Annotated in this window: 11 protein-coding genes; 8 read left to right on the top strand and 3 right to left on the bottom strand. The window is 54.5% G+C overall.

The genetic code is table 11. The annotated features are described in order from the left end of the window. Positions 1 to 10: 10 nt before the first annotated feature. Entirely contained in the window at positions 11 to 922 is a 912-nt protein-coding gene (locus OEV49_07140; protein MDH3890844.1) for a hypothetical protein, read from the bottom strand. 164 nt (positions 923 to 1086) lie between these two features. Between OEV49_07140 and OEV49_07135 the strand changes: the two genes are divergently transcribed. Next, entirely contained in the window at positions 1087 to 1488 is a 402-nt protein-coding gene (locus OEV49_07135) for a DUF4430 domain-containing protein (protein ID MDH3890843.1), read from the top strand. 17 nt (positions 1489 to 1505) lie between these two features. Here OEV49_07135 and OEV49_07130 read toward each other — a convergent pair whose 3' ends face one another. Next, on the bottom strand, positions 1506 to 4355 hold the full coding sequence (locus tag OEV49_07130; GenBank protein MDH3890842.1) for a M28 family peptidase: 2850 nt from the start codon (positions 4353 to 4355) through the stop codon (positions 1506 to 1508). 425 nt (positions 4356 to 4780) lie between these two features. On the opposite strand from OEV49_07130, the gene OEV49_07125 reads away from it, so the two are divergent. The 4 genes from OEV49_07125 (at position 4781) to OEV49_07110 (ending at position 17373) form a co-directional block, all read left to right on the top strand. Then, on the top strand, positions 4781 to 11629 hold the full coding sequence (locus OEV49_07125; GenBank protein ID MDH3890841.1) for a PAS domain S-box protein: 6849 nt from the start codon (positions 4781 to 4783) through the stop codon (positions 11627 to 11629). 350 nt (positions 11630 to 11979) lie between these two features. Next, positions 11980 to 12528, top strand: a complete 549-nt coding sequence (locus OEV49_07120) for an RNA polymerase sigma factor (protein MDH3890840.1) — start codon at positions 11980 to 11982, stop codon at positions 12526 to 12528. Beyond that, a complete protein-coding gene (locus OEV49_07115) occupies positions 12497 to 13534 on the top strand; it encodes a hypothetical protein (GenBank protein ID MDH3890839.1) in 1038 nt (345 codons plus the stop codon). The genes OEV49_07120 and OEV49_07115 overlap by 32 nt, the downstream gene beginning before the upstream one ends. Before the next feature lie 269 nt (positions 13535 to 13803). Then, positions 13804 to 17373, top strand: coding sequence for a M6 family metalloprotease domain-containing protein (locus OEV49_07110; GenBank protein MDH3890838.1), 3570 nt, complete (start codon positions 13804 to 13806; stop codon positions 17371 to 17373). A 431-nt stretch (positions 17374 to 17804) separates the two neighbouring features. Here OEV49_07110 and OEV49_07105 read toward each other — a convergent pair whose 3' ends face one another. Next, positions 17805 to 19202: a cation:proton antiporter gene (locus OEV49_07105; protein MDH3890837.1), complete on the bottom strand. Its 1398-nt coding sequence runs from the start codon at positions 19200 to 19202 to the stop codon at positions 17805 to 17807. Between the two features lie 235 nt (positions 19203 to 19437). On the opposite strand from OEV49_07105, the gene motA reads away from it, so the two are divergent. The 3 genes from motA to OEV49_07090 all read left to right on the top strand — a co-directional run bounded on the left by motA (position 19438) and on the right by OEV49_07090 (position 23581). Further along, on the top strand, positions 19438 to 20295 hold the full coding sequence (gene motA / locus OEV49_07100) for a flagellar motor stator protein MotA (GenBank protein ID MDH3890836.1): 858 nt from the start codon (positions 19438 to 19440) through the stop codon (positions 20293 to 20295). A gap of 5 nt (positions 20296 to 20300) precedes the next feature. Continuing rightward, positions 20301 to 21164: an OmpA family protein gene (locus tag OEV49_07095; protein ID MDH3890835.1), complete on the top strand. Its 864-nt coding sequence runs from the start codon at positions 20301 to 20303 to the stop codon at positions 21162 to 21164. 746 nt (positions 21165 to 21910) lie between these two features. Beyond that, positions 21911 to 23581, top strand: a complete 1671-nt coding sequence (locus OEV49_07090) for a VCBS repeat-containing protein (protein ID MDH3890834.1) — start codon at positions 21911 to 21913, stop codon at positions 23579 to 23581. The last annotated feature ends 275 nt before the right edge of the window (positions 23582 to 23856 follow it).

Below are 23856 nucleotides of genomic sequence, written 5' to 3'. Positions count from 1 at the left end.
GCAAGGAAAACTATGCTATCGGGGCCGCCGGGGTAGCTGAGCCGGGGGGGACTTGTCCTCTCGGTTCCACCAATTCGAAGTAAAAAAGCGTGTACAGGTTTTGCAGCGCTGTGGAGATAAAGGCTATCATGGCCATCAACAGTGGTAACCCGAAAAGGAAACCGAGGATAACCATCAAGACCCAGGCATCTTCTGCAATCACTACCACCAGGATCGCCGGAATTGCGATGATTAGCAGGATCACCACGAGGCCGAAGGCCATTCCGATGGAAAGACCTATATAGATCAGGAAAACCAAGAGACTCCTGCCGAGGTTTTGCCTGAGCAGTTCGAAGCCTTCATGCAAGCCGTCGGCGATGCCGACGTTTCGCACCACCATAGCGCGTTGGGCCAGCGCGAAGATGCTACTGAGGAGGAAACTAACGAACAGCACCACGGGCAGAAACAACAGCGCGGCAATAGCCAGTATTGCTGTATCGACGTCGGGCATTGCTAATCCAACCATCACGCTGAGTCCGAATCCTATCAACCCTATCGTGATGGAGATCAACGCCAGTCCCAGAAAACGCCAGAAGAAGTCCAGCCCCACGGAAAAGGAACTGCTCAGTTGGAAGAGGCCACCTCGTACTATTTTATTTACGCTGTCAATCAGAGCGGGCAGACAAACCAAGTGCATGGCCATTAGAATCAGGCCGATGACGAACACTATCATTATCCATGCGAAAACCAATTCCATGCCAATCAACGAACCGGCCGACTCGACGGATTCTCGCCATTCGCTCCCCCTCAGGAAGAAATCCCGAGCGCTTGGATCAAAACTGAGACCGGAGCCGACGGTGCCGGCGAAGAGGCCAAATACCCATAGCGATTTGTGTTGCCAGGCTATTCGGAATGAATCACCGATGATGCGTCCGTAGTCCATGAAATCTATCCTCTCTGACAAGAATACCAAAACAGCCTTGGTCTATTCAAGTTTAATTTTGGACACGATCGGTACCGGATGCGCCCCTTTTCTTGATTTGTCTCCCACTTTTGCGTACCTACAGATGATGCAGAATAAAACCATGAGCATATCGTGAGGCCAGCATGAAATCATACTATCGATTCGTGAGCATTGTTACCACCTTGACGGCGTTGATCCTCATTGTGTCCTGTAGCCAGAAAGAGGAGGACATCGAAGTAACCGACAACGAACCGGTCAAGCAGATAGATTTGGCCGACCCATCCGACAGCCTGATTTACGAGATGGTCGGTGTGGATTCTATGACGGTGCTCGATGTCCTGTTGCAGCAGTACGATGTCAAGTACATGTCCTCGCTTCAGGGCGCCTATGTCACCAGGATCGACGACGTCCCCAATGAGGGCGGATATTTCTGGATGTACTCGGTCAACGGCGAGATGGGTGCGGTAGCCTGCGACAAGTACACCACCAAGGAAGGCGACCGGATTCGCTGGCATTATCGCATGGCCGGGACGCTGCAGATGTAATCATTGGGGTAGCTTGTTCACGGGCAGACCGGTGGTGGACCGTCGGTGAACATGAAGTCTACAAGATACACCAGATCGGCAATGTCGATATCGCCGCCGGAGTTGTTGACGTCGGCTGATTCCATCACCGCCGGTGGCGGTCCGTCGGTAAACATATAGTCTACCAGGTAAACCAAATCCGAAATGTCCGGCAGACCGCCGCTGTGATCGATATCACCGCAAATAAACCAGACGCGAACCAAAAGGCTAAGGAGCTGTTGGTCGGTTGCGCCGGCAATGTCTTCAAGTTGGGCTGTGAATAAAATCGTACCGGTGTCCACCGGCGTGCCGGACAGCAGGCCGTCGACACTCAGAGTCAGACCGGTCCCACTCAGATCGTTGCTCGGGTCAGTCCAGGACAGTTGACCTGTCCCCCCGGTAGATACCAGTTGAAATCCGTAGGCCACGCCCGCGAAGGCATCATCCAGGTTCAGGTTGGCGATGTCCGGCGCTACGTTGATAGTAATACCGAATAGTCTTGCATCGTCCTGCCCGATCGTGTCGGTGGCCACGGCCGTGAATCCCAGGTCGCCGTGGCTGAGCGCGGCGCCCGAAAGAAGGCCGGAGGGGTCCAGGCTCAATCCGGTTCCGTTCAAGTCGTTGTTCAGATCACTGTAGGTCACGTTTCCCTCGCCGCCGACCGTTATCAACTGCGCCAGGTAGGGCATACCGACCGTCCAGTCGGGAAGTTGCTCCGTTAGAATAAGCGGATCGCACGAGTATTCAACAACCCGAACGGCATCGACCGCCGCTTCCACCTGTGAATCATCGCCATAGTCCGAAGCGTTGAATCGGATTGACACCGATGTAGCTGCGGGCGCAAACTGATCCAGCCAAATTCGGTGCATTTTCCAACCGCCGTCGGCATCGTCCACCGGGCCGAGTTCTTCCATCTGCACCCAATTGGCCCCCCCGTTTTCAGAGTAATAGGTTTTAAGAACATCTTCGTGGGGAGCAGCACCGGTGGAGTTGGAATACCAAAGCGCATACTCGATCAGAGGACTGCCGCCGCCAAGCAGGACCACCGGTGAGAATACGTTGGTAAGGCCGCCGTCGACATCCTCTCCGTAGCTTTCCCCCGTCTGGTAGCACATGCCGGAACCGTCGTGATCCCGAGGCGGAGCGCCGTAGGCGCCGCCATCGACCTCCGCCCGTTCCCAGGCGCCATGGGATGCGTTGCCGTTGACGGTCCAGCCCTGGTCGGTCTCGAGATTATCGGTGAACCTGGTGGTGGCACCGGTAGCCGCCACGACCAGATAGGGTGAGTTCGTGTCCGGGTAGTAGGTCATGCCGCTGGCCGCGCCCTCGCCGCTGAAGTAATACTCTACCGTGGCCAGGCAAACTTGGGCCGGAATCGTTGCCGAGTACAGACCATCACCGAGGTCATCAAGCGGCGTGGCAACGAATGAGCCTCCATCCACTGAGTAATGCATCTGGGTCGTGCCCGGCAAAAGTGTTTCGCCCGCGTAAGCGGTAATTGAAACCTGCGCCGTCGTATCCATCCCCGGATATATGATAGGCAGTTCATCCGCATCGTACTCAAACAGTACCATCGGCTGAGCAACGTAAGCAGCGTCGACGGCATAGGCCGTCGCCAAACAGGCTTTGGTCATGCGTGTGAAGTAATCGAAATTCATGTAGCCGATACTGTCTCGATAGGTGTGGTAGACTTGCGAAAAATACCGCTCATGGGCAAAGATGGCGTCGAAGCCATTCGAATAGAACGGATAGTGGTCTGAACCGCCACTCATTCCGCGCAGGATGGCCGTGATGTTGATACCGTCAAGCGAGTCGGCCAGAGTTGCCCACAGGGGAGCATAGATGTCGTCGCCTCCGCGGTATATGTAGGCTTGGTTGGTGTTGGTCAGTTCTGCTATCATATCCATGTTCAGCATGAAGATGATACTATCGCCCGCCATAGCTGCCTTGTTGGCGTAGTGCCAGGAGCCGTGGAGACCTTGCTCTTCGCCATCGAACAGAATAAACTTGAAAGTGGAGCGAGTATCGATGGTCGAAAGGATACGGGCTATCTCCAGAGTGGCCACCGTGCCGGAACCATTGTCGTCGGCGCCGGGGGAGTCCGGTACGGCATCACGATGGGCTCCTACAATTATCTCATGCAGAGGATACTCGGCTCCCTCTTTGACGGCCACGACGTTGTATACCTTTTTTATCCGTCCGTAAATCTCGGTGGTGAAGCTGTCGATACCGACGGAGTCATAGCCGAACTCGGACAATTTGTCGATAATCCAATTCCGGCTGATATAGTTGCCGCTGGTACCGGTGACACGCCACCAGAATGTCTCCAGTTGGGCCGAGTACGACTCAAGCGAATCCTGCTCCACCAGCCCGATCAGCGCGTTCAGGTCCATCACTTGGCTCAGTCGTCCCATGTTGAGAGGTTGGCTCTCCCTGTAAACGATGCGCAACCCACCTGTCGGCAACCCGGCCAGCCCCGTTGTTTTTCCCAGACGCGATGGTACCAATGGATCGGCACGATACAAACGCACCTGGCCTTCTTCGAACAACATTGGATAACGTCCGCGGTTGGCCAAGTCCAGCCGAGTGTCCAGCGCGATTTCACCGCGGTCTACATCGGTCGCAATCTCTTCGCACCTCAACCCGCTCTGGGTCAGCCTTTCAATGCCCTTGCTATCCACGAGCACCAGGTATCCGTTTTCGACTCTCAGCACGACGTCCGCCTGGCAGCTTTCCAGCCGATCAGCCGCGCTTCGGCTGTCGATGGTTACTTTGTAAAGGTCTTGGGCAATTGTGTGTGAGTGAAGTGGCGCCATCAGGAGGGTCAGAGTGATTACGGTCTTGAACATAACGAACCTTTCAACATGTTGGTACGACGGGAAGACGAGGGCACGCAAAAGGTGAGGGAGAGCCCAGTCCAATGGGGAGACCGAATAGCGGTTGGATTCACTTTTTCGATCTCGCTGTCTCGGCCACCTTCGGGCAGCCGTATTCTGTGGTAATATACTGAGGCATGAGCGGTTGACCAAGGAAAATCAGGTTTAACGCTTGACATCGACAGCCAAAGAGCCGATAAATAACTTAAGCATCTGTTGGATAGCATCTCCGGACCAAGAGTCACGCAGGCTGCAGGTGTTTCGGAATTAAATCATGTTTGTGTGGTGGTTGAATCCGGGCTTCAAGCGCCGCCTGAGTGACCATTCGTGCGTTGGAGTTTAGTTTCGTATTATTCGGAAGTGTCTTGTTTTAGCCCGGGTTGGGGAAGAGGGTCCAATTGAGTTCCGGCAATCGCGAAATCACATCAGTGGATAATCAAAACCTGTTGAAGGCGTTGCTCGATGATTCGCCGATACTCGTGGCCTACCTCGATCCGCAGTTTGATTTTGTCCGGGTGAATCGCGCCTACGCCGAGGCTCATGGGCAGGACCCTTCTTTCTATCCCGGCAAGAACCACTTTGATCTGTACCCCAACGAAGAAAACCTCCGGATATTCCAAAAGGTAATTGAGACCGGCCGACCTTATCATGTTGAGGCCAAGCCGTTTGAATACGAGAAGAACAAAGAACGTGGCGTCAGTTGGTTTGACTGGAGATTGGCGCCGGTCCGGGATGAGGGCGGACACGTAACGGCGTTGATCCTTACAATGGCCGATGTCACCGGACATAGGCCAACTGAGTCTCAACCAGAGAAGTCGTCAAGTGTTGCCGAAAGAACACGAATGAAGCTTGCCACCCTCCTCAGAGCAACCAACCAGGTCCAGGCGGCAACCACCGAACGACAGGTGCTCGATGTTGTAGCCCCCGCGGTTCACGATTCCGGTTGGGCATCTGTAGCAGTATACTTGTTCAAGGATTGGGAGATTGTCGACGCCACCTTTGTGGGGCTGAGCGAACAGGATATCGAAATCCTGCAGTCCGGACTTCTCAGCCCACAAGAGCGATCTTCAATCTACGGTTCGGAGCGAGCCGATTTCCGTGTAAGCAAATCGTATTTCATTCCCGCGGAAAGGCGGAGCGAGCTTAGTCTGTCTGATCCCATCAGACTATCCAGTCGCCACCAGCAAGTCGGAGATACGTGGAACTCATGTGATGAGGCTTATGTCCCAATGTACGGCCCCGATAGTGCGGTGATCGGGGTGATTTCCATGGACGACCCGACCGACGGCCAGCGGCCAAGTGAGCAGACCTTTCGGTATCTGGAGTTCTTTGCCGATCTGGCTGCCACAACAGTGGTCAATCTGCGGTTGTCGGCTGAACAAGAGAGGGTCGTGGAGGCATTGCTGGAGAGCGAAGACAAATATCGGGCGCTTTTCAACGCCGGCCAGGATGCAATTACAGTAGCCAAGGCCGACGATATCGGTTCCCCCGGCAACTTCGTTGAAGTGAATGATATTGCTTGTCGGATGTGGGGTTACTCCCGTGATGAACTACTCCAGATGAGACCGGTCGACCTGCGCGACCCAACTGTGCCCGCCGACAACGCCAGGTTTACGAGAGAAATGACTGAGAATGGGCACTCGCTTTTTGAACGCACAAATCTCCACAAGGATGGAAACCAAGTCCCCGTCGAAGTCAACTCGCATTACGTACATCTCAATAGTCGGCCCTTTTTCGTAGCTATTAGTCGCGATATCACCGAGCGCAGGCTGGCCGAGGAGGCGCTACGGGAGAGTGAAGAAAAGTACCGCGTCTTGTTCAAGACAATGGAACAAGGAGTGGTCTACCAGAATGCAGCCGGGGAAATCGTCTCTGCTAATCCGGCCGCTGAGCGGATCCTGGGTTTGACAGTGGATCAAATGCAAGGTCGAACATCCATTGACCCACGCTGGAAAGCTGTTCACGAAGATGGGTCCGATTTTCCGGGGGAAACACATCCTTCCATGATTGCACTCAAAACCGGCAAGGTGGTGAATGATGTGATCATGGGCGTCTTCAATCCCGATACTGAAACATATCGTTGGATACTCGTTAACGCCGTGCCACAGTTTACAGCTGGAGATGACAGCCCGACTCAGGTTTATACTACTTTCACGGACATCACAGAGCGCAAGCGAGCGGAAGAAGCTCTACAAAAGAGTACCGACGGGCTGCTTAAAGCACAGCACGTCGCAGGCATGGGTCTTTTGGACTGGAATCTCCAGACAAATGAGGTGCTTTGGTCCGATGAGATGTATCGCCTGCTTGGGGTCGATCCCGGTGAATACGATGGTAGTTTAGAAGCGACTGTCAGATTTGCACATCCGGACGATCAGGAGTGGGTTAAAGAGCAACTGGATTTGGCTATCCGCGGTGTCAAGCCATACGACAATGACCATCGCATGCTGCGTCCTGACGGTAAAGTGATTTGGGTCCATGCTCAGGCGGAGTTGGTTTGTGACTCAAGCGGAAAACCGACCAATCTCCTCGGTACCATGATCGACATCACCGCGCGCAAGCAGGCCGAGGAGGCTCTGGCTCAAAGCGAGGACCGGTTCAGAAAACTCTTTCAACTGGCTCCCCTGGGTTACCAGTCGCTTGATGAAAACGGCAGTTTTCTCGAAGTCAACGACACCTGGTGCCGGACGCTGGGCTACAGTCGCGAGGAAGTGATCGGCCGAAGCTTCGCCGAGTTTATTGATCCCGGTTTCAAGGATGTTTTTGAACGATGTTTCCCCATGTTCATAGACGCTGGTTCCATAGATGGCGTCGAACATACTATGATGAAGAAAGACGGTAGCCGCATTATCGCCTCATTTGTTGGAAGAGTCGGCTATAACGACGACGGTACGTTCAAACAGACACATTGTATCTTCGAAGATGTCACCGAACGCAAGCGGGCGGCGGAGACGCTTAAACACTCCCATGACTTGATGAGCTACATAATCGAGCACAACCGAAGCTGCGTTGCCGTCCACGACAAAGACCTAAAGTACATCTATGTCAGTCAACGTTATCTTGACGAATACAAGGTTCAGGAGCGTGATGTCATAGGCAAGCATCACTATGAGGTCTTCCCGGACCTTCCCCGGAAATGGAGAGATGTGCACCAAAAGGCGTTAGCCGGGGAGATATCAAGCGCAGAAGACGATCCTTATTACCGGGAGGACGGCACGGTAGACTGGACTCGTTGGGAATGCCGCCCGTGGTATGAGGCTGATGGCTCAGTCGGCGGAATCATAGTCTACACCGAAGTAATCACCGAACGCAAACGGGCCGAGGAGGCGCTACGCGAAAGCGAATCCAGACACCGCACCCTATTCGAAGCGGCCGGTGATGCTATTTTCATCATACAAGTAACCGACGAAGGACCGCGGTTCATTGACTGCAACCCAAAAACACTGGAGATCTTCGGCTGTACCCGGGAGCAAATGATCGGGAAGTCGCCGATCAACTTTTCGCCTCCGACCCAGCCTGACGGTACCGATTCCGAAAAGCGGGTGGGCGAGATCGCTGTGGCGGCAATGGCCGGAGAGTCGCTGCGGTTTGAATGGGTGCATTGTCAACATGATGGAACCGCTTTTGACGCCGAGGTGACGGTCAATCGGCTCGACCTGGCCGGTGGCAACTACCTGCAGGCGATGGTACGAGACGTTACCGAACGAAAACAGGCGCGGCAAGCAATCGAGGAGAGTGAACAGAAATACCGCAAACTTGTCGAAACTTCACAGCACCTGATCTGGAAATGCGATGCCGAGGGCAAGTTCACCTATCTCAATCAGGCGTGGGAACAGACGCTGGGATACACGACCAAGGAAATGATGGGCCGTCCATTCGGCGACTTTCAGCGCCCGGAAATTCACGAGCGCGACACTAAAGAATTCGCACGCCATCTCGCCGGTGGTTCCATGAAGGGCTATGAGACCTCGCACCTTTCCAAGTCTGGCCAGGACGTTCATCTGGTATTCAACGCTTTGCCTCTCTACGATAGTGACAGAAATATCATCGGTACCCAGGGCACGGCCTACGACATCACCGAACGCACTCGGGCCGAGGCGGCCTTGAGAGAGAGTGAAGAACTCAGCCGCGCCGTCATCGACCACTCACCGGTCGGCATTTCTGTGCGCAGCCGCACCGGTCAATTGCTTACGTACAATGAAGCCTGGCGAGAGATCTGGAAGGTCCGCGAAGACGACATGGCCGACTACGAAACTCGGGAACGCCAGTCATTGAGGTTCGATCACCGTGACGATTACCTTGGTGATTGGCGGCCGAAAGTAGAAAAGATCTACCATGACGGTGGCTACCTCTTCATACCGGAACTGGAAATCAAGAAGTCACGTAAAGGGCGACATCTGTGGATTTCGCAACACTTCTATGCTGTGATGGACGAGCAGGGAGATGTGGACAGTGTGGTGGTTCTCACCAGTGATATCACCCAGAGAAAGCGGGCCGAACACATGTTGCGACTGGCCGTCGAAGGAACCTCGGCCAAGACCGGTGAAGAGTTTTTTCAATCACTGGTCCAATTCTTGTCTCAAGCTCTGGGCATGCAGTACGCGCTTATCGGCGAGTTGTTGCCGGGCCACAAAGAGCAGGTGCAAACTCTGGCCATCTGTGCCGGTGACAACATTGTTGAAAATATGGTTTACGACCTGACCGGGACCCCCTGCGAGAACGTTTCAGGTAAGCAAGCCTGCGTCTACCCTCGTGATATCCAGGCTCTGTTCCCCGACGATGTGGACCTGGTGAAGCTTGGCGCTGAGAGCTACATGGGAACTCCTCTCTTCAGTTCGACCGGCAGTGCTTTGGGCATTTTGGTTGTGATGGACACCAAGCCGTTCTCGAACGAGCTGCAGGATACAGCCAGGAATCTGCTGACTATTCTCGGAGCCCGCGCTGCTGCAGAAATCGAGCGAGTTCGGGCCGATCGAGCCTTGATCGAAAGAGACTACACTCTCCGAGAGTCGCAACAGGTGGCTTCACTAGGCTCCTACGATCTTGATGTTGCCCAGGGTAAATGGACCAGCTCTGATGTTTTGAACACTGTTTTCGGTATCGAGGCCGACTACAAAAAGGACATCGACGGCTGGTTACAGATTGTACATCCCGACTACCGAGAAGAGTTGCTTTCGTACCTCACAGAAGAAGTTCTCAATAAACACAACTCTTTTGATCGACAGTATCGCATTGTACGCCGGAACGATGGCAAAGTCCGTTGGGTCCACGGCATGGGAAAACTGGAGTTTGATTCCGAAGGCAACGCCATAAGAATGATTGGCACGATCCAGGATATTACCGAACGCAAACAAGCCGAAGAGAATGTAAGAGTTGAACGTGATCGCGCCCAGAAGTATCTGGACATTGCCGGCTCTATTCTTGTGGCGCTGGATACCGATGGCCAGGTGACGATGATCAACCGAGCCGGGTGTGAGATTCTCGGTTATGCCAAGGATGAAATCGAAGGGAAAGACTGGTTTGAAAACTTCCTCCCCGAAGAACACAGATTACCAACGAGAGCGGTTTTTGACCAACTTATGTCAGGGCATATCGATCCGGTTGAGTACTATGAGAATCCCATCCTCACCAAGTCGGGCCGGGAGCGTCTGGTTTCCTGGCACAATTCTGTACTGCGAGACAAGAACGGGCAGATAACCGGAACACTCGCCTCGGCTGAGGATATAACCGAGCAGCGATTGGCCAACGAAGCACTGCGAGCCAGCGAAGAGAGATTCCGCACATATATCAGCCACGCGCCCGACGCTGTTTTTATCGCCGATCCCCAGGGTCGATATGTCGATGTCAACGAAGCTGCCTTCCGGCTGACCGGTTACTCAATAGAAGAACTGACCAACATGTCAATCACCGACTTAGTCGATCCCAAGCTAAGCAATGAAGCCAGGGCACGCTTTGAAAACCTAAAGGAATCCGGACGGACCAGTTCGGAAAGCAGATTCCGTAAAAAGGACGGTTCACTGGTCTCGGTGTCTTTGGATGCCGTTGCACTTTCCGAAGGGCTGTACATGGCCTTCTGTTCAGACATCACCGAGACCAAGCGTCTGCAAGAACTTGAGTCGCGCGCTCAACGACTGGAAACAGCTGGACAGATCGCCGGCCAGGTGGCTCACGATTTCAACAACTTGCTGGCGCCGTTGATGGCCTACCCTGAATTTATTCGTGAGGAACTCGGCACCGATCATTCCGCTCTAAAATACCTGGACGACATCGAAAACGCATCTCGACAGATCGCCGACATCAATCAACAACTGCTGACCCTGGGTCGACGTGGTCATTACAACCAGGAAGTGATGAATCTCAACGATGTGGTTTCGCAGGCGGTCAGGCAGATAGAGTCTCCGCCATCGACCTTGGTGCTGGTTTCCGACTTGGCGGAAGACCTCATGAACATCAAGGGAGGTCGATCGCAGGTGTTCCGAGCTATCTCCAACCTTCTGGTCAACGCCCGCGAGGCAATGCAGGACATCGGCCAGATCACTCTCAGGACAGAGAATTTTTACGTCGACGAAATGTGGATCAACTACGCCCGAGTACCGCAGGGAGAGTACGTCAAGCTGACCATCACCGACGCCGGTTGCGGGATTCCGGATGAAATCAGGCAGAAGATATTCGAGCCGTTCTTTACAACCAAGACAGCGGACAAAAAACGAGGGTCCGGACTGGGTATCAGTGTGGTCGACGCTGTCATCAAGGACCACGATGGACACATCGACCTGATCAGCAACATGGGCAAAGGAACCAGCTTCTTCTTGTATTTTCCGGTCACACGGGATACCGTTGGCACTCAGTTGCACCACGAGATTGTCGGCGGCAGAGAGTCGATTCTGATCGTTGACGATGACAAAGTACAGCGTGATGTTAGTATCAAGTTGCTCGGCAGCCTCGGTTACCATACCACGGCCGTCGAAAGCGGTGAAGAAGCGCTGAAGGTGCTCAAGGATCATGCATACGACCTGCTGATTCTGGACATGATAATGCCTCCGGGGATCGACGGCGCTGAGACGTTCCGACAAACACAATTGGTTAACCCCGAACAGCGGGCAATCATTGTCTCTGGTTTTGCCGAGAGCGACCGGGTCGCGGCCGCCCTAAAGATGGGCGCCGGCGCCTTTGTGAAAAAGCCGCTGACCCGTCGTCGTCTGGCTGCGGCCGTGCGCGACGAACTTAATCGCGTCACTCATCCGGCCTGACGAGTCTCACCACTCGAAATAACATCTGGGCTCCTCTCCATCTGTTGTTAACATACCTGGTGTACGACCTGGTGCGCCCCACGGCTTTGTTCAGCCGGGTCCTGGCTTCACCAGAGGTGAATGTGTTACCCTGTTGTCAAACAAGGCGTGCCGGGTCTCATCCCGCTTTTGGCTGAAAAGGAACCGGGGCAACTTAAGAGCCAGGTGGATTTCACCCCCAGCGCAGTCCCCAGGGGAACTTCCAAAAGGGCGAGGCAAGGTCGCCCTCTGCGCGGTATGGGCTGATGCGCCCAATTAAATGAAACCGTGTCGGCGTCCTGCCGTGTCTTATTAGTGGTATGGACAATAAGTTGTTTTGGAAGCTTCTGAAACCGGTGCACCGAGAGGCGGCGATCTTCTGCCGACGTTTGGTCGGGAACGACGATGATGGTGATGACTTGTATCAGCAGGCGTTGCTTAAAGCCATGCGCGGACTGGAACGGCTGCGAGATCATGACGCTTTCCGGCCCTGGTTGTATCGGATAATCGTCAACCAGCACAAGAACCGCCGGCGCAGCCCGTGGTGGCGGCGCCGACAACCTCTGACCGCCGAGAACATCGATGCCATCGGCGTAACCGATCCGCGACCGACGCACGAGCATCGTCGTCAACTTAGGCAACTCCTGACCGCCTTGTCCAGCGAGGATCAGGCGCTTGTTGTCCTCTACGAAATGGAAGACTGGTCAATCGAACAGTTGGCTGTGGCCTTCGACAGGCCGGAGGGTACGATCAAGACGCGCCTTGCCCGCAGCCGAAAAAAACTGCGCGAACGGTTCGAGCACGACCGACGGAAGACTGAACAAAAACAGACTATTGGAGATAGTGCCTATGCGTTGCCAGGATGTGATACGGCAGATTGACTCAGGGACGCCGCCAAGCCTTGAAGTGATCGCCCATCTAAAGCTCTGTACCGGCTGCGCCCGGGCCGCTCAGACGAGTCATCATCTGAGAAGACTGTTTGAGACCGCAAGCAAGGTGGCCGATCCGCCGTCGTTCGAGACAGTTCGCAACCGGTTGACCGAACTTGAAAACCATGTTACAGCTTGGGAGAATATCATGTCCTCAATCAAATATCAATGGCGCTCACGACCTTTGGTGTGGGCTGCTTGTGCCGTAATGTTGACTGTGATCTCGTTCGTGGGCTTGGTGCCGTTCAGCTACACTCAGACGGTCGGTTATGAAGTATCCGTGGCCGGGTTGGGAGAACGTTTGGGAACCTCGCCCTCCCTGTGGAATGTTGCCATGTCGGCCGCCGGATTAGATGACATCAAAGTGTCTTCGTTGACGAACAATGGAGTGGAATCCTACGTGTTTGCGCCTATAAACACCGAGTCTGAGGCCAGACAGTTGGCCGGGGCGTTGGCCGGATTAGCCGAAGTGGAGAGCGAACCATCGGTCGAACCGATCCGACAGAAAGTTTCCGGCTCACTGCTGGCTCAGGTGGTAAAACCATCGGCCGACGATGAAGAGCCGCCCAACAGAATTCGGGTCAGGGACAATAGACTCATAATTAACGGTGAGCAGCTCGATGGCGCCGTCTTTTCGGCCGATTCATCAGATGCGGCAGTTGAGTCTATGCTGGAGAAAATCTGGCATCTGGTTGAGACCGAAGCTATGGCGCTGTCGGTGAATGTCGAGACGGTCGGTGAACCATCATACCGGGTGGTGAATCTCGAATTGGGTCCACGATACTCAGACTCGGCTAAGGCTGTCCGGGTGTACATCGACAGTGAAGACCAACAGACTCTCTGGAACAAAGATACGCTTCTGGACCGAATCGGTAAACTCATCGAGATACAGTTTCCCGGTCGTGATGACACGCTTATGGCCGGCAAGGTCATTCTCAAAGTGAAGTTGGACGATTGAGCGTTCCAAACCTCACCTTGAGCGGGGTCCCACCTCACCCTGAGCGGAGTCGAAGGGTATGGCCCAAAGATACGCGACGCGCAAAGGACCCCGCGTGGCGCGGGGTGTCATTCCGGCGCTATCTCTGTCAATCCCGCGAAGGCGGGAATCCATCTTTTCGTTATCGACAAAACCACGGCGTCGCTAAGACACCCACCATGCGGCTTGACAGAACTCCGTTTCGGACTATCTTAGGTACAGGTCCCACACAAAGGCACGGAGAATCCGACATGACCGCACCTGTCCTCAGACGAACCTCCATCGCGCAGTCTATGGTTGCTGTTTGTTGCCTGTTGATCATACTGCTTATTTCAGCCTCGATTACTGCCTCGCCGCCGTCACCGGAATTGTATGAGCGACTCAAACAGGCTGGTCAGCTTGAGCAGTTGGCCGAACGGATGGCCGCGGCTCGGGCCAATGGCGTCTGGCCGAATACTGGCGGCTATCTCAAGCTTTACGACAAGGCCGCCGAGCGGCTTCAATTCGATCCGGCCAGTCCGGACACTCTGCGCGTGCTGGTCATAATGACCGACTTCTCGGACAACCCGGCTTCGGGCGGTGGCGTCTTTGCTCAGCCGGCTGATTTTCAAACTCGGCTGTTCTCAATCAATGAGTACGATCAGTTTTATACCATGAGCGAGTTTTTCCGCGACAACTCGGCCGGTGGATTCATTCTTCAGGGAGACGTGGTCGGGTGGTACCGCATGCCTGAGACCTACGCCTATTACGTTAACGGCAACAATGGCTGGGGACCATGTCCCGGATGCGCCGCCGTGCTCGCCGACGAGGCCGTGGTGGCGGCCGATCCTGATGTCGATTACGGCAACTACGATGTCGACGGCAACGGTGAACTTGATGGACTGTTTATCGTCTTCCCCGGCGAAGGTGCTGATTGGTCGGGCAGTGACAACCATATCTGGCCCCACATGGGCGGGACGTGGGACTGGCATCAATTGGACGGCGTGAACATCAGCATATATTCTATCGAACCGGAAGAGCAGGGTGGAGAGATTCATTCATTCGGGGTCTTTGCTCACGAGTACGGGCACTACCTTGGCCTGCCCGATCTGTACGACACCGACTACTCTTCATCCGGCGCCGGCAACTGGACGCTCATGGCTTTTGGCAGTTGGGGCGATGGCGGCGATCATCCGGCCTTTTTGGATGCCTGGTGCAAATCACAGTTGGGGATGGTGACACCCATAAATGTCACGGCCAACCTAACCAACGTTGATATTCCGGTCGCCCAGTACAATCAGGTCGCCTATCGTATCTGGACCGAAGGCCAACAGGGCAGCGAGTATTTCCTTGTTGAAAACCGTCAGGCCATAGACAAGGAGTTCGATCTGCCCGGTTCGGGTTTGTTGATTTTGCATATCGACGAAACCCAGTGGGGTAACGAAAACGAACCTCGCTTCAAAGTCTCAGTGGAGCAGGCCGACGGACGGTTCGACCTGGAAGCCAATTTCAATCGTGGCGACGGCGGTGATGTCTGGTCAACATCGACCCAGTCGGAATTCGATGACCTGACGACTCCGAACACTCACGCCTGGGAAACCGGCTCCACCAAGACCGCGGTGTGGGATATCTCGGACTCCGATTCGTTGATGCATGCCAATCTGGACATCACGTATTCACGGCCACGGTATCAGTTCATGACTTATCGTTTTTCGGACTCACTCTACGGTAATGACAACGGCGTCGTTGAAGAGGGTGAGAGTATTACTTTCACCTGCACGGTGAAGAACATCTGGCTGACGGCTATCAATGTGACGGCGACAATGAGCTGCGACAACAACGACATCATCTTCGATGATCCGACGGCCGATTTCGGCACGGTGAACGGCGAAGGTGGTTTCGGTGACAACAACGATAACCCGATCGTATTCAGTGTCCCGACCGGGTTTGCATCTTGTCTGGATTCGTTTTACTTGAGCTTTGACTCCGACAACCCCAACCCTGTGCCCACGCTCGGACTCCTGGTAAACATCGGCCCGGCCCAGGTACTCCTGGTCGACGATGACAATAGTGCCGACTGGGAACAGGCTCTGATCGCACCGTTGTTTGCCAGGCGATTGACTTTCGATCTGCACGATAAGGCGCAACTCGGCTCACCCAGCGGCGCCCTGTTGAATAACTATCCGATAGTAATGTGGCTGACCGGAGATGAACGGACGAACATTCTTGGTGCTGCTGATGTCGCAGCCATGCAAACGTATATGGATGCGGGCGGTTCATTGTTTTTGAACGGACAGTCGATTATCCGACAACTGGACAGTGACAATCAAGCCTTTCTGCACAACTACCTGCGCGCTACCTACGATTCGAGTGTGATCTATCCCATCATGTTCGGAGTCGATGGATCGCCGGTCGGCGGCGGTCTGAAGATTCGCTATGGTCCGACAGCCAACCAGACCGACCCGCAGTCGATGGAGCCTATCAACGGCTCGGTATCCAATTTCACCATACCAGCCGGCTCCACCTGCTTGACCTATGACGGCAATTACAAGCTGGTGCTGTTCAGCTTCGGGTTTGAGGCTATCTCGGATCAATGGCAGGCCACCGGATGGGCGCCGCCGGATACGGTGTTCCAACGAATCATAGATTTCTTTGTGCCCGAGACTCATTCACAAAACCCGACCGTAGCCGATGTCGTAGTGGTCGGTGAGGTTGCTGAGAACGTCGTGAATCATACGCCTACTTTTTCATGGAGCGTCATAGACAGCACAGCCAATCCGACCATGATGTACGAAGTGCATGTTGGAACCGGCAGAAACTGCCACAACAGTGACAACCTGTGGGCTCTGGACCTTCAAAGTGGTGACGATAGTAGTGTCGTTTACAGCGGGGATCTGCTTGAAGACGGCCAGACCTATGTCGTCACGGTGCGCACGAACAATGGTGTCACCTGGTCGGCTTGGAGTGAATTCGAATTCAGAATGAACAGCCGGGGGAATCCGGGCATCCCCTACGCGCCACGGGCCGGCGAACTGATCTCCACCACAACGCCCACGCTCCAGACTTTTAACGCCGCCGACCCGGACGGCGACACGCTCACCTACGACTTCGAATTGTACGATGATCCCGGTTTATCCAATCTGATTACTTCTACCTCGGCGGTACCGCAGGTTTTCCCCTGGACCACCTGGACGGTCGATGTGACCCTGGTTGAGGACCAGATCTATTTTTGGCGGACACGGTCGCACGATGGGTTTGAGTATACCGACTTTTCAGACCCGGCCGCATTTCGGATCAACGCCGTCAATCAAGCGCCCGGCAGTTTCAGCCTGATCGGCCCGCCCGACGGAGATACTCTGCCCACACAGCTGGCCCTCCTAACCTGGCAACCGGCCACCGACAACGATCCCGGCGACGTGGTCAGCTACACAGTGCAACTGGCCGACAATCCAGGCTTCACCGGCTCCATTTCAATGACCGGACTCTATGATACCGAGGTCTCCTACCTGGCCGACCCTAATGTATGGCTTTACTGGCGGGTGATGGCAAGCGACCTTGCTCTCGCCGAAACATATTCTTCAGAGACTTTCAGCTTCTTCTACTATGATCCGCCCGGCTGCTGCGACTTTCCAGGCGATGTCAATCACTCCGGCTCCTACCCGATTAACATTTCCGACTTGATCTACTTTATTGATTACATGTTCAGTGGTGGCCCCGAACCACCCTGCCTGGAGGAAGGAAATATCAATGGGTCACCGGATGGCCAGATCGACATCGCCGACTTAGTGTTTTTGGTGGACTACATATTCATGGGCGGACCACCGCCGCCGCCTTGTCCTTAGCGCCGCTATCCAGTTGGCTGGCAACATCTGTAAAGCCACCTCATGCTGAGCGAAGTCGAAGCATGCCTGTTATAGAATCCCATCTGCGACTTGACACGGTCAAGCCGTGTTTTTCGCGCTTCGCGCGCTATTGGGTGCTGTAAGGCGACTCGCCTGACAGCATTTGAGTTACATGGCAGGCGTCGGGCGAGGTCGCCCAACGCCACTCCCGAAACCACAAAAGCCGAGTGGCCGTCTCAAACTTTGCTCGGAGCGAAGATTAGTAGGGCGTCCGCCGCGGCGGTTTAGTGGTTCCGCCAATGAAAGATGGCATAACCTACAAACCGGTCTTATGCTTCGACCGCGCCCAGCATGACACGGGTGGGCGCGTAGCGCCAAAGACCCATTTATGGGCGGCAGAACTACCAGCGGTTCTGTCCTACATGGTCGGCTCAGGTTGCCTGCGCCGGGGTTTTCTTGTCGCCGCGCAACAGTGACATTTTCAAAGCCGGCGGTGTCACCAGCGTTGTAACAATAACCATAATCACCACCGCCGAGTAAGTACTTGTGGAGATTACCGGGTCGCCGTCGAGCATCAGTTTGGCTCCGATGCCGGCGAATATCAGCCCCACTTCGCCGCGCGGAATCATCCCCAGGCCGATAGCGATTCGGTTCGTCTGTTTGTCGAAAATGGCCAGTGAGCAAGCCTGTTTACCGGCAATTGCGGCCAACGTCATGACGACAGCAAAGCCCAGAATCTCAACCTGCCCGAATGTGCTCAACTCGACCATCATTCCCATACGCACGAAAAAGATAGGCACCAGGAAGGTGGCTATCGGCGCGATTAATTCCTCGATGTTGTGTTCCCCTTTTTCGCGGAACTGATGAAAATGAATATCGTCCAGGATCAGCCCGGCGGCAAAAGCACCCACTATCGGTGCCAGACCGACCTTACCGGCCAGTAAGGCCAATCCGAAACAGACCAACAGGCAAAACGACAGAAACACACCTTTGCCTCTGAGCCGAATGGCGAACCGGAAAAAGTGGGGTAGTATAAACGATCCGATCACAATTGCGCCGACAATGAACAGAACGGCTTTGCTGATGATCCACAGAATCATACCGGATGACACACCGTCACCCTGGCCGGCATTTACCGCTCCGATAATACCTGCGACGACGGCCAGGATCACCAGTCCCAGGATGTCGTCGATCACCGCAGCTCCCAAAATAATCTTGGCTTCACGCGACTTGCTCTTGCCGATGTCTTTGAGCACGCGGGCTGTGATACCCACCGATGTGGCCGTCAACGTGGCTCCGATGAAAACATGCACGTAGATCGACTCGTTCGGCAAGAACCAATAGCCCACGCCCCAGCCCAGGAAGAACGGCGCCACCACGCCGAACAGCGCCACCATAAACGAAGCCAGCCCGACTTTCATCATCTCTTTGACCGATGATTCCAAGCCAACATCGAACAACAGGATTATCACGCCCAACTCGGCCAGTATTTCCAGTGTGAGGTCATGTTTGAACGGCTCGAACAGGTCGATTCCGACCATATAGAGGTTGCCGAGAATCATGCCCATGACCAACTCTCCCAACACCGCCGGCTGGTCCCAGCGTTCGAAAACATCCCCCCCAAGTTTGGCTACCAAGAGTATCACGATCAGGCCCAGCAATATGCCCAGAACCGGCCCCCCATGCCCGCTATCCTCATGGGTAGTTGAATCTGTCACAGCCAATTCGGCGCCGGTATTGGCGTCATCGCCGAAAGCCAGCCCGTACAACAGGTAAACAGCCATTACAGCCAGGATCAAAACCAGTCGTCTATCGGTCAAGAAGCGCATGTCACCTCCGTGAACGCCTTGTTCTTTTGAAGCTCCAAACTGGCGGCAAACTACCGTTCGGCCTGAGTCCCGGCAAGTTTTTTGTCCGCCTAAAGACAAGCCGGGACTTCCCCCGGAAGCTCTGGAGACCCATCGCCGAGCCGTTCAAGATCGGCCCTAAACTGTCGAAATATAGAGTAATAGCCGCTTTGAAAGGCGTCGTTGAAATAGTCCAAGACGGTGGGAAACATTATTTATGTTAGTATTTGTTGGTGCAATTGTCGTACTCGGTTCGGTTCTGGGGGGATACATGTGGCACGGCGGTCAGGTGCTTGCCCTCAACCAGCCGAATGAAGTTCTGATTATCGGCGGGGCGGCGCTTGGAGCCTTGATTATCTCCACGCCGGTTGCGGTACTGAAGAGTCTGATCAAGCAGATCACCGGTGTTCTCGGCGGTGGCTTTGTCAAAAAAGACTATCTGGACATTCTCGTCATGATGTTTGAAGTCTTCAATGTCGCCCGACGCGATGGTCTGGTCGGCCTGGAAAACCATATCGAACATCCGGATGACAGTGAGATATTCCAGCGCTACCCGAAGTTTCTGAAGAATCACGAAGCCATGGCGTTTTTCGCCGACACCATGCGCGTAATTATCTCGGGCGCCGTGCAACCGCATGATCTTGAAGACCTGATGGATTCCGATATCGAGGCCCTCCATGAGGAGGAGATTGCTCCGCCCAGCGCCCTCTCCAACACCGCTGATTCACTGCCCGGTCTCGGTATCGTGGCCGCTGTGTTGGGCGTTGTCATCACCATGGGACACATCGATGGTCCTCCTGAAGAGATAGGCGCCAACGTTGCGGCTGCTTTGGTCGGAACCTTTCTGGGTATTTTAGCCTGTTACGGTTTTGTGGGACCTTTGGCCACTACGCTCAAACATCGGGTCGATGAAAACAAGCAGTACTTGACCTGTATCAAACATGCGCTGCTGGCTTTCAACAAAGGTGTCGCCGGTGTCATCGCGGTCGAGTTCGCCCGCCGATCACTGTTCAATCAAGTCCGGCCGGATTTCCTTGAGCTCGAAACCGCCTGCAACGAGGCCAAAAAGAGATAATCGAAATGGCCGACGGCAACGAACAACAACCAATTATCGTTAAGAGAGTCAAACGCGGTGGTCATGGCGGCCACCACGGCGGTGCCTGGAAAGTAGCCTTTGCCGATTTTATGACAGCCATGATGGCCTTCTTTATGGTCATGTGGCTGGTCGGTCAGAAACCGGAAGTGCGTGAAGCGGTCGGCGGCTATTTTCGCGATCCCGGGAAGTACCAAAGAGAAGGCGCAGCCGGTGTCTTGAAAGGTTCGGCCTCCGTGATCCCAAGAGTTTCATCCGATGTCGGGCTGAAATCGGCGCAGGCAGATTCGCCTAAAGGACCCTCCGATGTCGAACGCAAAACAATGAACTCAGCGGCCAAACGGATAGCCCACGAACTGGAAAAGCAGGAGGCCTTTCAAAGGCTCAAGAAAAATGTGAAAATGCAAATGACTTCTGAGGGTCTCCGTATCATCCTCAACGAGTCTGAAAACTCACCCGCCTTCTTTGAACCCGGATCGGCCAAGCTCTTGCAGAAGTCGGCCGTGATTCTGATCACTATCGCCCGTGAATTGGGCCAACTGAACAATCGTATCTCGATTGAAGGCCACACCGACGCCAACTACGCCGGCCGTAAAGGTTACACCAACTGGGAACTGTCCACCGACAGAGCCAACTCGGCCAGACAACTTATGGAAGTTTCCGGTCTCAGCCCCGACCAAATCCGCGAAGTGCGCGGCTATGCCGACCGATTTCCAATGATAATGGACAAGCCTTCCGATGCCCGCAACCGCCGCGTGACATTGTTGGTTCTCTATCAATCGTCTGAGAGCACCTACGACCAGCTGGAGGTCGGCGCCGACCTGATGGCCGAGATCGAAGCCGAGGGGTGATAAATCACCCATAAATGGGTCCCTTGCGCTTCGCTCAACGTCATTGCGAGGAGCGAAGGCACCTGTGTCGTAGCGACGCGGCAATCTCTCCGTCGGGTGGCACCCTCAAAGTCGCTTTGGGGGTGATCTTCTCTATGCCAAACCCCGTCCCAAACAAGGTTTGAGACGGCCACCCGACCCGCCGAGATCGGCAGAAAACCGTAGGTCGAAATCCCTGTGGTTTCGACATCCCGCGAATCGCGAAGTACGTTCTCAACCGTGTCACCCTGAGCGCAGTCGAAGGGTGAATTCCTACGTCGCCGCGCTCATGCTTCGACTGCGCTCATGCTTCGACTGCGCTCAGCATGACATGGTATTGTTGCGGCGGACGTACCGCGGCAATCTCTCCGTCGGGTGGCACCCTCAAGGTCGCTTTGGGGGTGATCTTCTCCATATCGCAAAACCGTCCCAAACAAGGTTTGAGACGGCCACCCGAGGCGCCGAGGGTTCTTCAACAAGCCCTCACGAGGGAACTCTTTCAACATGCCTTGAAGACTCGACCACCACAACAATGCACTACCCCACCGGCCCGGCTTTTGTAACCCATATATGGGAATTTCGGCTTGGAGATTTCTGGAAATCAGGTATATTTCCAGTGGTCTAAGCGCCATATACTTCACGCTTTCCCGGAGATCACTCTACCAGGAGTCCCCGTGGAATCGTAAGCCATTACTGCACGATATTGACTATTACAGAGAGGATATATCATGTCAAAACCAACACTCCTGTTGCTGACCCTACTGTTGACCCTGGCTCTGGTCGGAGCCGTTTTGTCCATTGATCCGCTGTTTGATCCCGCGGTCAATTATGGGGTCGGAGGTGGCCCCCGGGCCGTGTTCTCAGCTGACTTTGACGGGGATAATGATAACGACCTGGCCCTGGCCAATCGCGTTTCCGGTGACGTCACTGTTCTGCTGAACAACGGTATTGGGATTTTTACCACGGCTGCCAATCATGCAACAGGTGCTTTCCCGTCCGGAGTTTTCTCAATCGACTTTGATGGAGACACCTACAACGACCTGGCTGTGACGAACGCCAACAACAACAATGTCTCAATCCTGCTTAACAATGGCGACGGGACATTTGCGGCGGCGGTCAATTACACCGCCGGAGGCAAGCCTCGCGCCCTTTTCTCAGCCGATTTTGACGGTGATACCGACAACGATATCGTGGTGGCGAATCGACAGTCCGACAATGTTTCTATCCTGCTGAACAATGGCGATGGGACCTTTGCTCCTCGGGTATTCTATGCTGCCGGGAATGCCGCCTGGTCAGTTTTCGCAACCGACCTGGACGGCGATACCGACAACGACCTGGCCGTGGCCAACCGGCTTGCCAACAACGTTTCTATCTTGCTGAACAATGGCGACGGGACCTTCGCTACACGGGTCAACTATGCTGTCGGGACAGCGCCCTGGTCGGTCTTCTCAGCCGACTTGGACGGCGATACCGACAACGATCTGGCGGTGGCCAATCAGTCTTCTAATAGTGTCTCAGTCCTTTTGAACAACGGTGACGGGACATTTGCCGCCGCGGCCGGTTATGCAGCAGGGAATGAGCCTTCGTCTGTATCCTCGGCCGACCTTGACGGAGATGGTGATAACGACCTGGCTTTGGCAAATTCGAACTCCGGCAATGTCTCCATCCTGCTGAACAATGGTGACGGAACATTTGCAGCGGCCGGCGATTATGGGGCAGGTAACGGTCCCGTGGCGATCTTCTCGGCCGACCTTGATGGCGACAATGACAACGATCTGGCGGTAGCAAATGGGGGCTCTGGAAATGTTTCGATCCTGTCCAATCTGACCGAATGGGGGACGACACCGGCAGCCGCGCCCGATCCTGATACGATGTACTATTACTTTGCGCACAGTGTAACTCCCTTGGAACTGACATCGTATATGGGCAATTTCGATTCCGGCTACACCGCCTCTGATGTTAATACGGCGACACTTTCGATCAATGCCACTGTTTCTCCAACTTCAGCAGCCGTGATTCCTTCACTTCCCGCTTTCGATGGCGATGTCCTTGAAGTAGTCTTCCATGCCGGAGAGTTCATTGAAGGTTATGGAGCTCTGATGGACATCAGTGTGCAGCCTTACACCGTTGAAGGTGAGTATTTGGACGGTGCACCGTTCACGGCAGTTGGCCGGCTTGTCTTCGTGGGCCACATTTCGGGTGACCTGAACGCTGACGGCCATGTAGACATCTCGGATTTGGTCTACCTTGTCGAGTACATGTTTCAGGGAGGTCCCGAACCTTCGATAATGGAGACAGCCAATGTCGACGGTATCGGCGGCACCCAGATCGATATAGCCGACCTCATCTATTTAGTGGATTACATGTTCACGGGCGGTCCGGCGCCGTCGGCCTGGTGAGAGTAGGACAGTAAACACACAGCAAGGGGCTTGTCGATAAACCCACGGACCCGTCGTTGCGAGGTATCCTGCGGCCACAAGTGGCTCCTATTGGCCGGATGCCGTGGCAATCTCAATTCGTTGTAATTATGTCATGCCGAGCGGAGTCGAGGCATGAGATTGCCGCGCTCGTCCGCGAAACGCCGACCCGTTCGCAATGACGCCGCGCGGGACTTTTCCAGCATTAAAGAAGACAGACCTGCCCTACATTCTTATAATGTGCTCTCGTAGGTGAT

The organism is Candidatus Zixiibacteriota bacterium (assembly GCA_029860345.1).
GTDB lineage: Bacteria > Zixibacteria > MSB-5A5 > GN15 > FEB-12 > JAJRTA01.
Note: the sequence above shows the minus strand (reverse complement) of the source record. Positions and strands in the feature narration are given on the sequence as shown.

Coding starts and splice junctions, on each gene's coding strand:
- OEV49_07095 (MDH3890835.1), top strand. CDS start 20,301: ATGGCCGACGGCAACGAACAACAACCAATTATCGTTAAGAGAGTCAAA.
- OEV49_07130 (MDH3890842.1), bottom strand. CDS start 4,355: ATGTTCAAGACCGTAATCACTCTGACCCTCCTGATGGCGCCACTTCAC.
- OEV49_07140 (MDH3890844.1), bottom strand. CDS start 922: ATGGACTACGGACGCATCATCGGTGATTCATTCCGAATAGCCTGGCAA.
- motA (MDH3890836.1), top strand. CDS start 19,438: ATGTTAGTATTTGTTGGTGCAATTGTCGTACTCGGTTCGGTTCTGGGG.
- OEV49_07115 (MDH3890839.1), top strand. CDS start 12,497: ATGCGTTGCCAGGATGTGATACGGCAGATTGACTCAGGGACGCCGCCA.
- OEV49_07105 (MDH3890837.1), bottom strand. CDS start 19,202: ATGCGCTTCTTGACCGATAGACGACTGGTTTTGATCCTGGCTGTAATG.
- OEV49_07135 (MDH3890843.1), top strand. CDS start 1,087: ATGAAATCATACTATCGATTCGTGAGCATTGTTACCACCTTGACGGCG.
- OEV49_07110 (MDH3890838.1), top strand. CDS start 13,804: ATGACCGCACCTGTCCTCAGACGAACCTCCATCGCGCAGTCTATGGTT.
- OEV49_07090 (MDH3890834.1), top strand. CDS start 21,911: ATGTCAAAACCAACACTCCTGTTGCTGACCCTACTGTTGACCCTGGCT.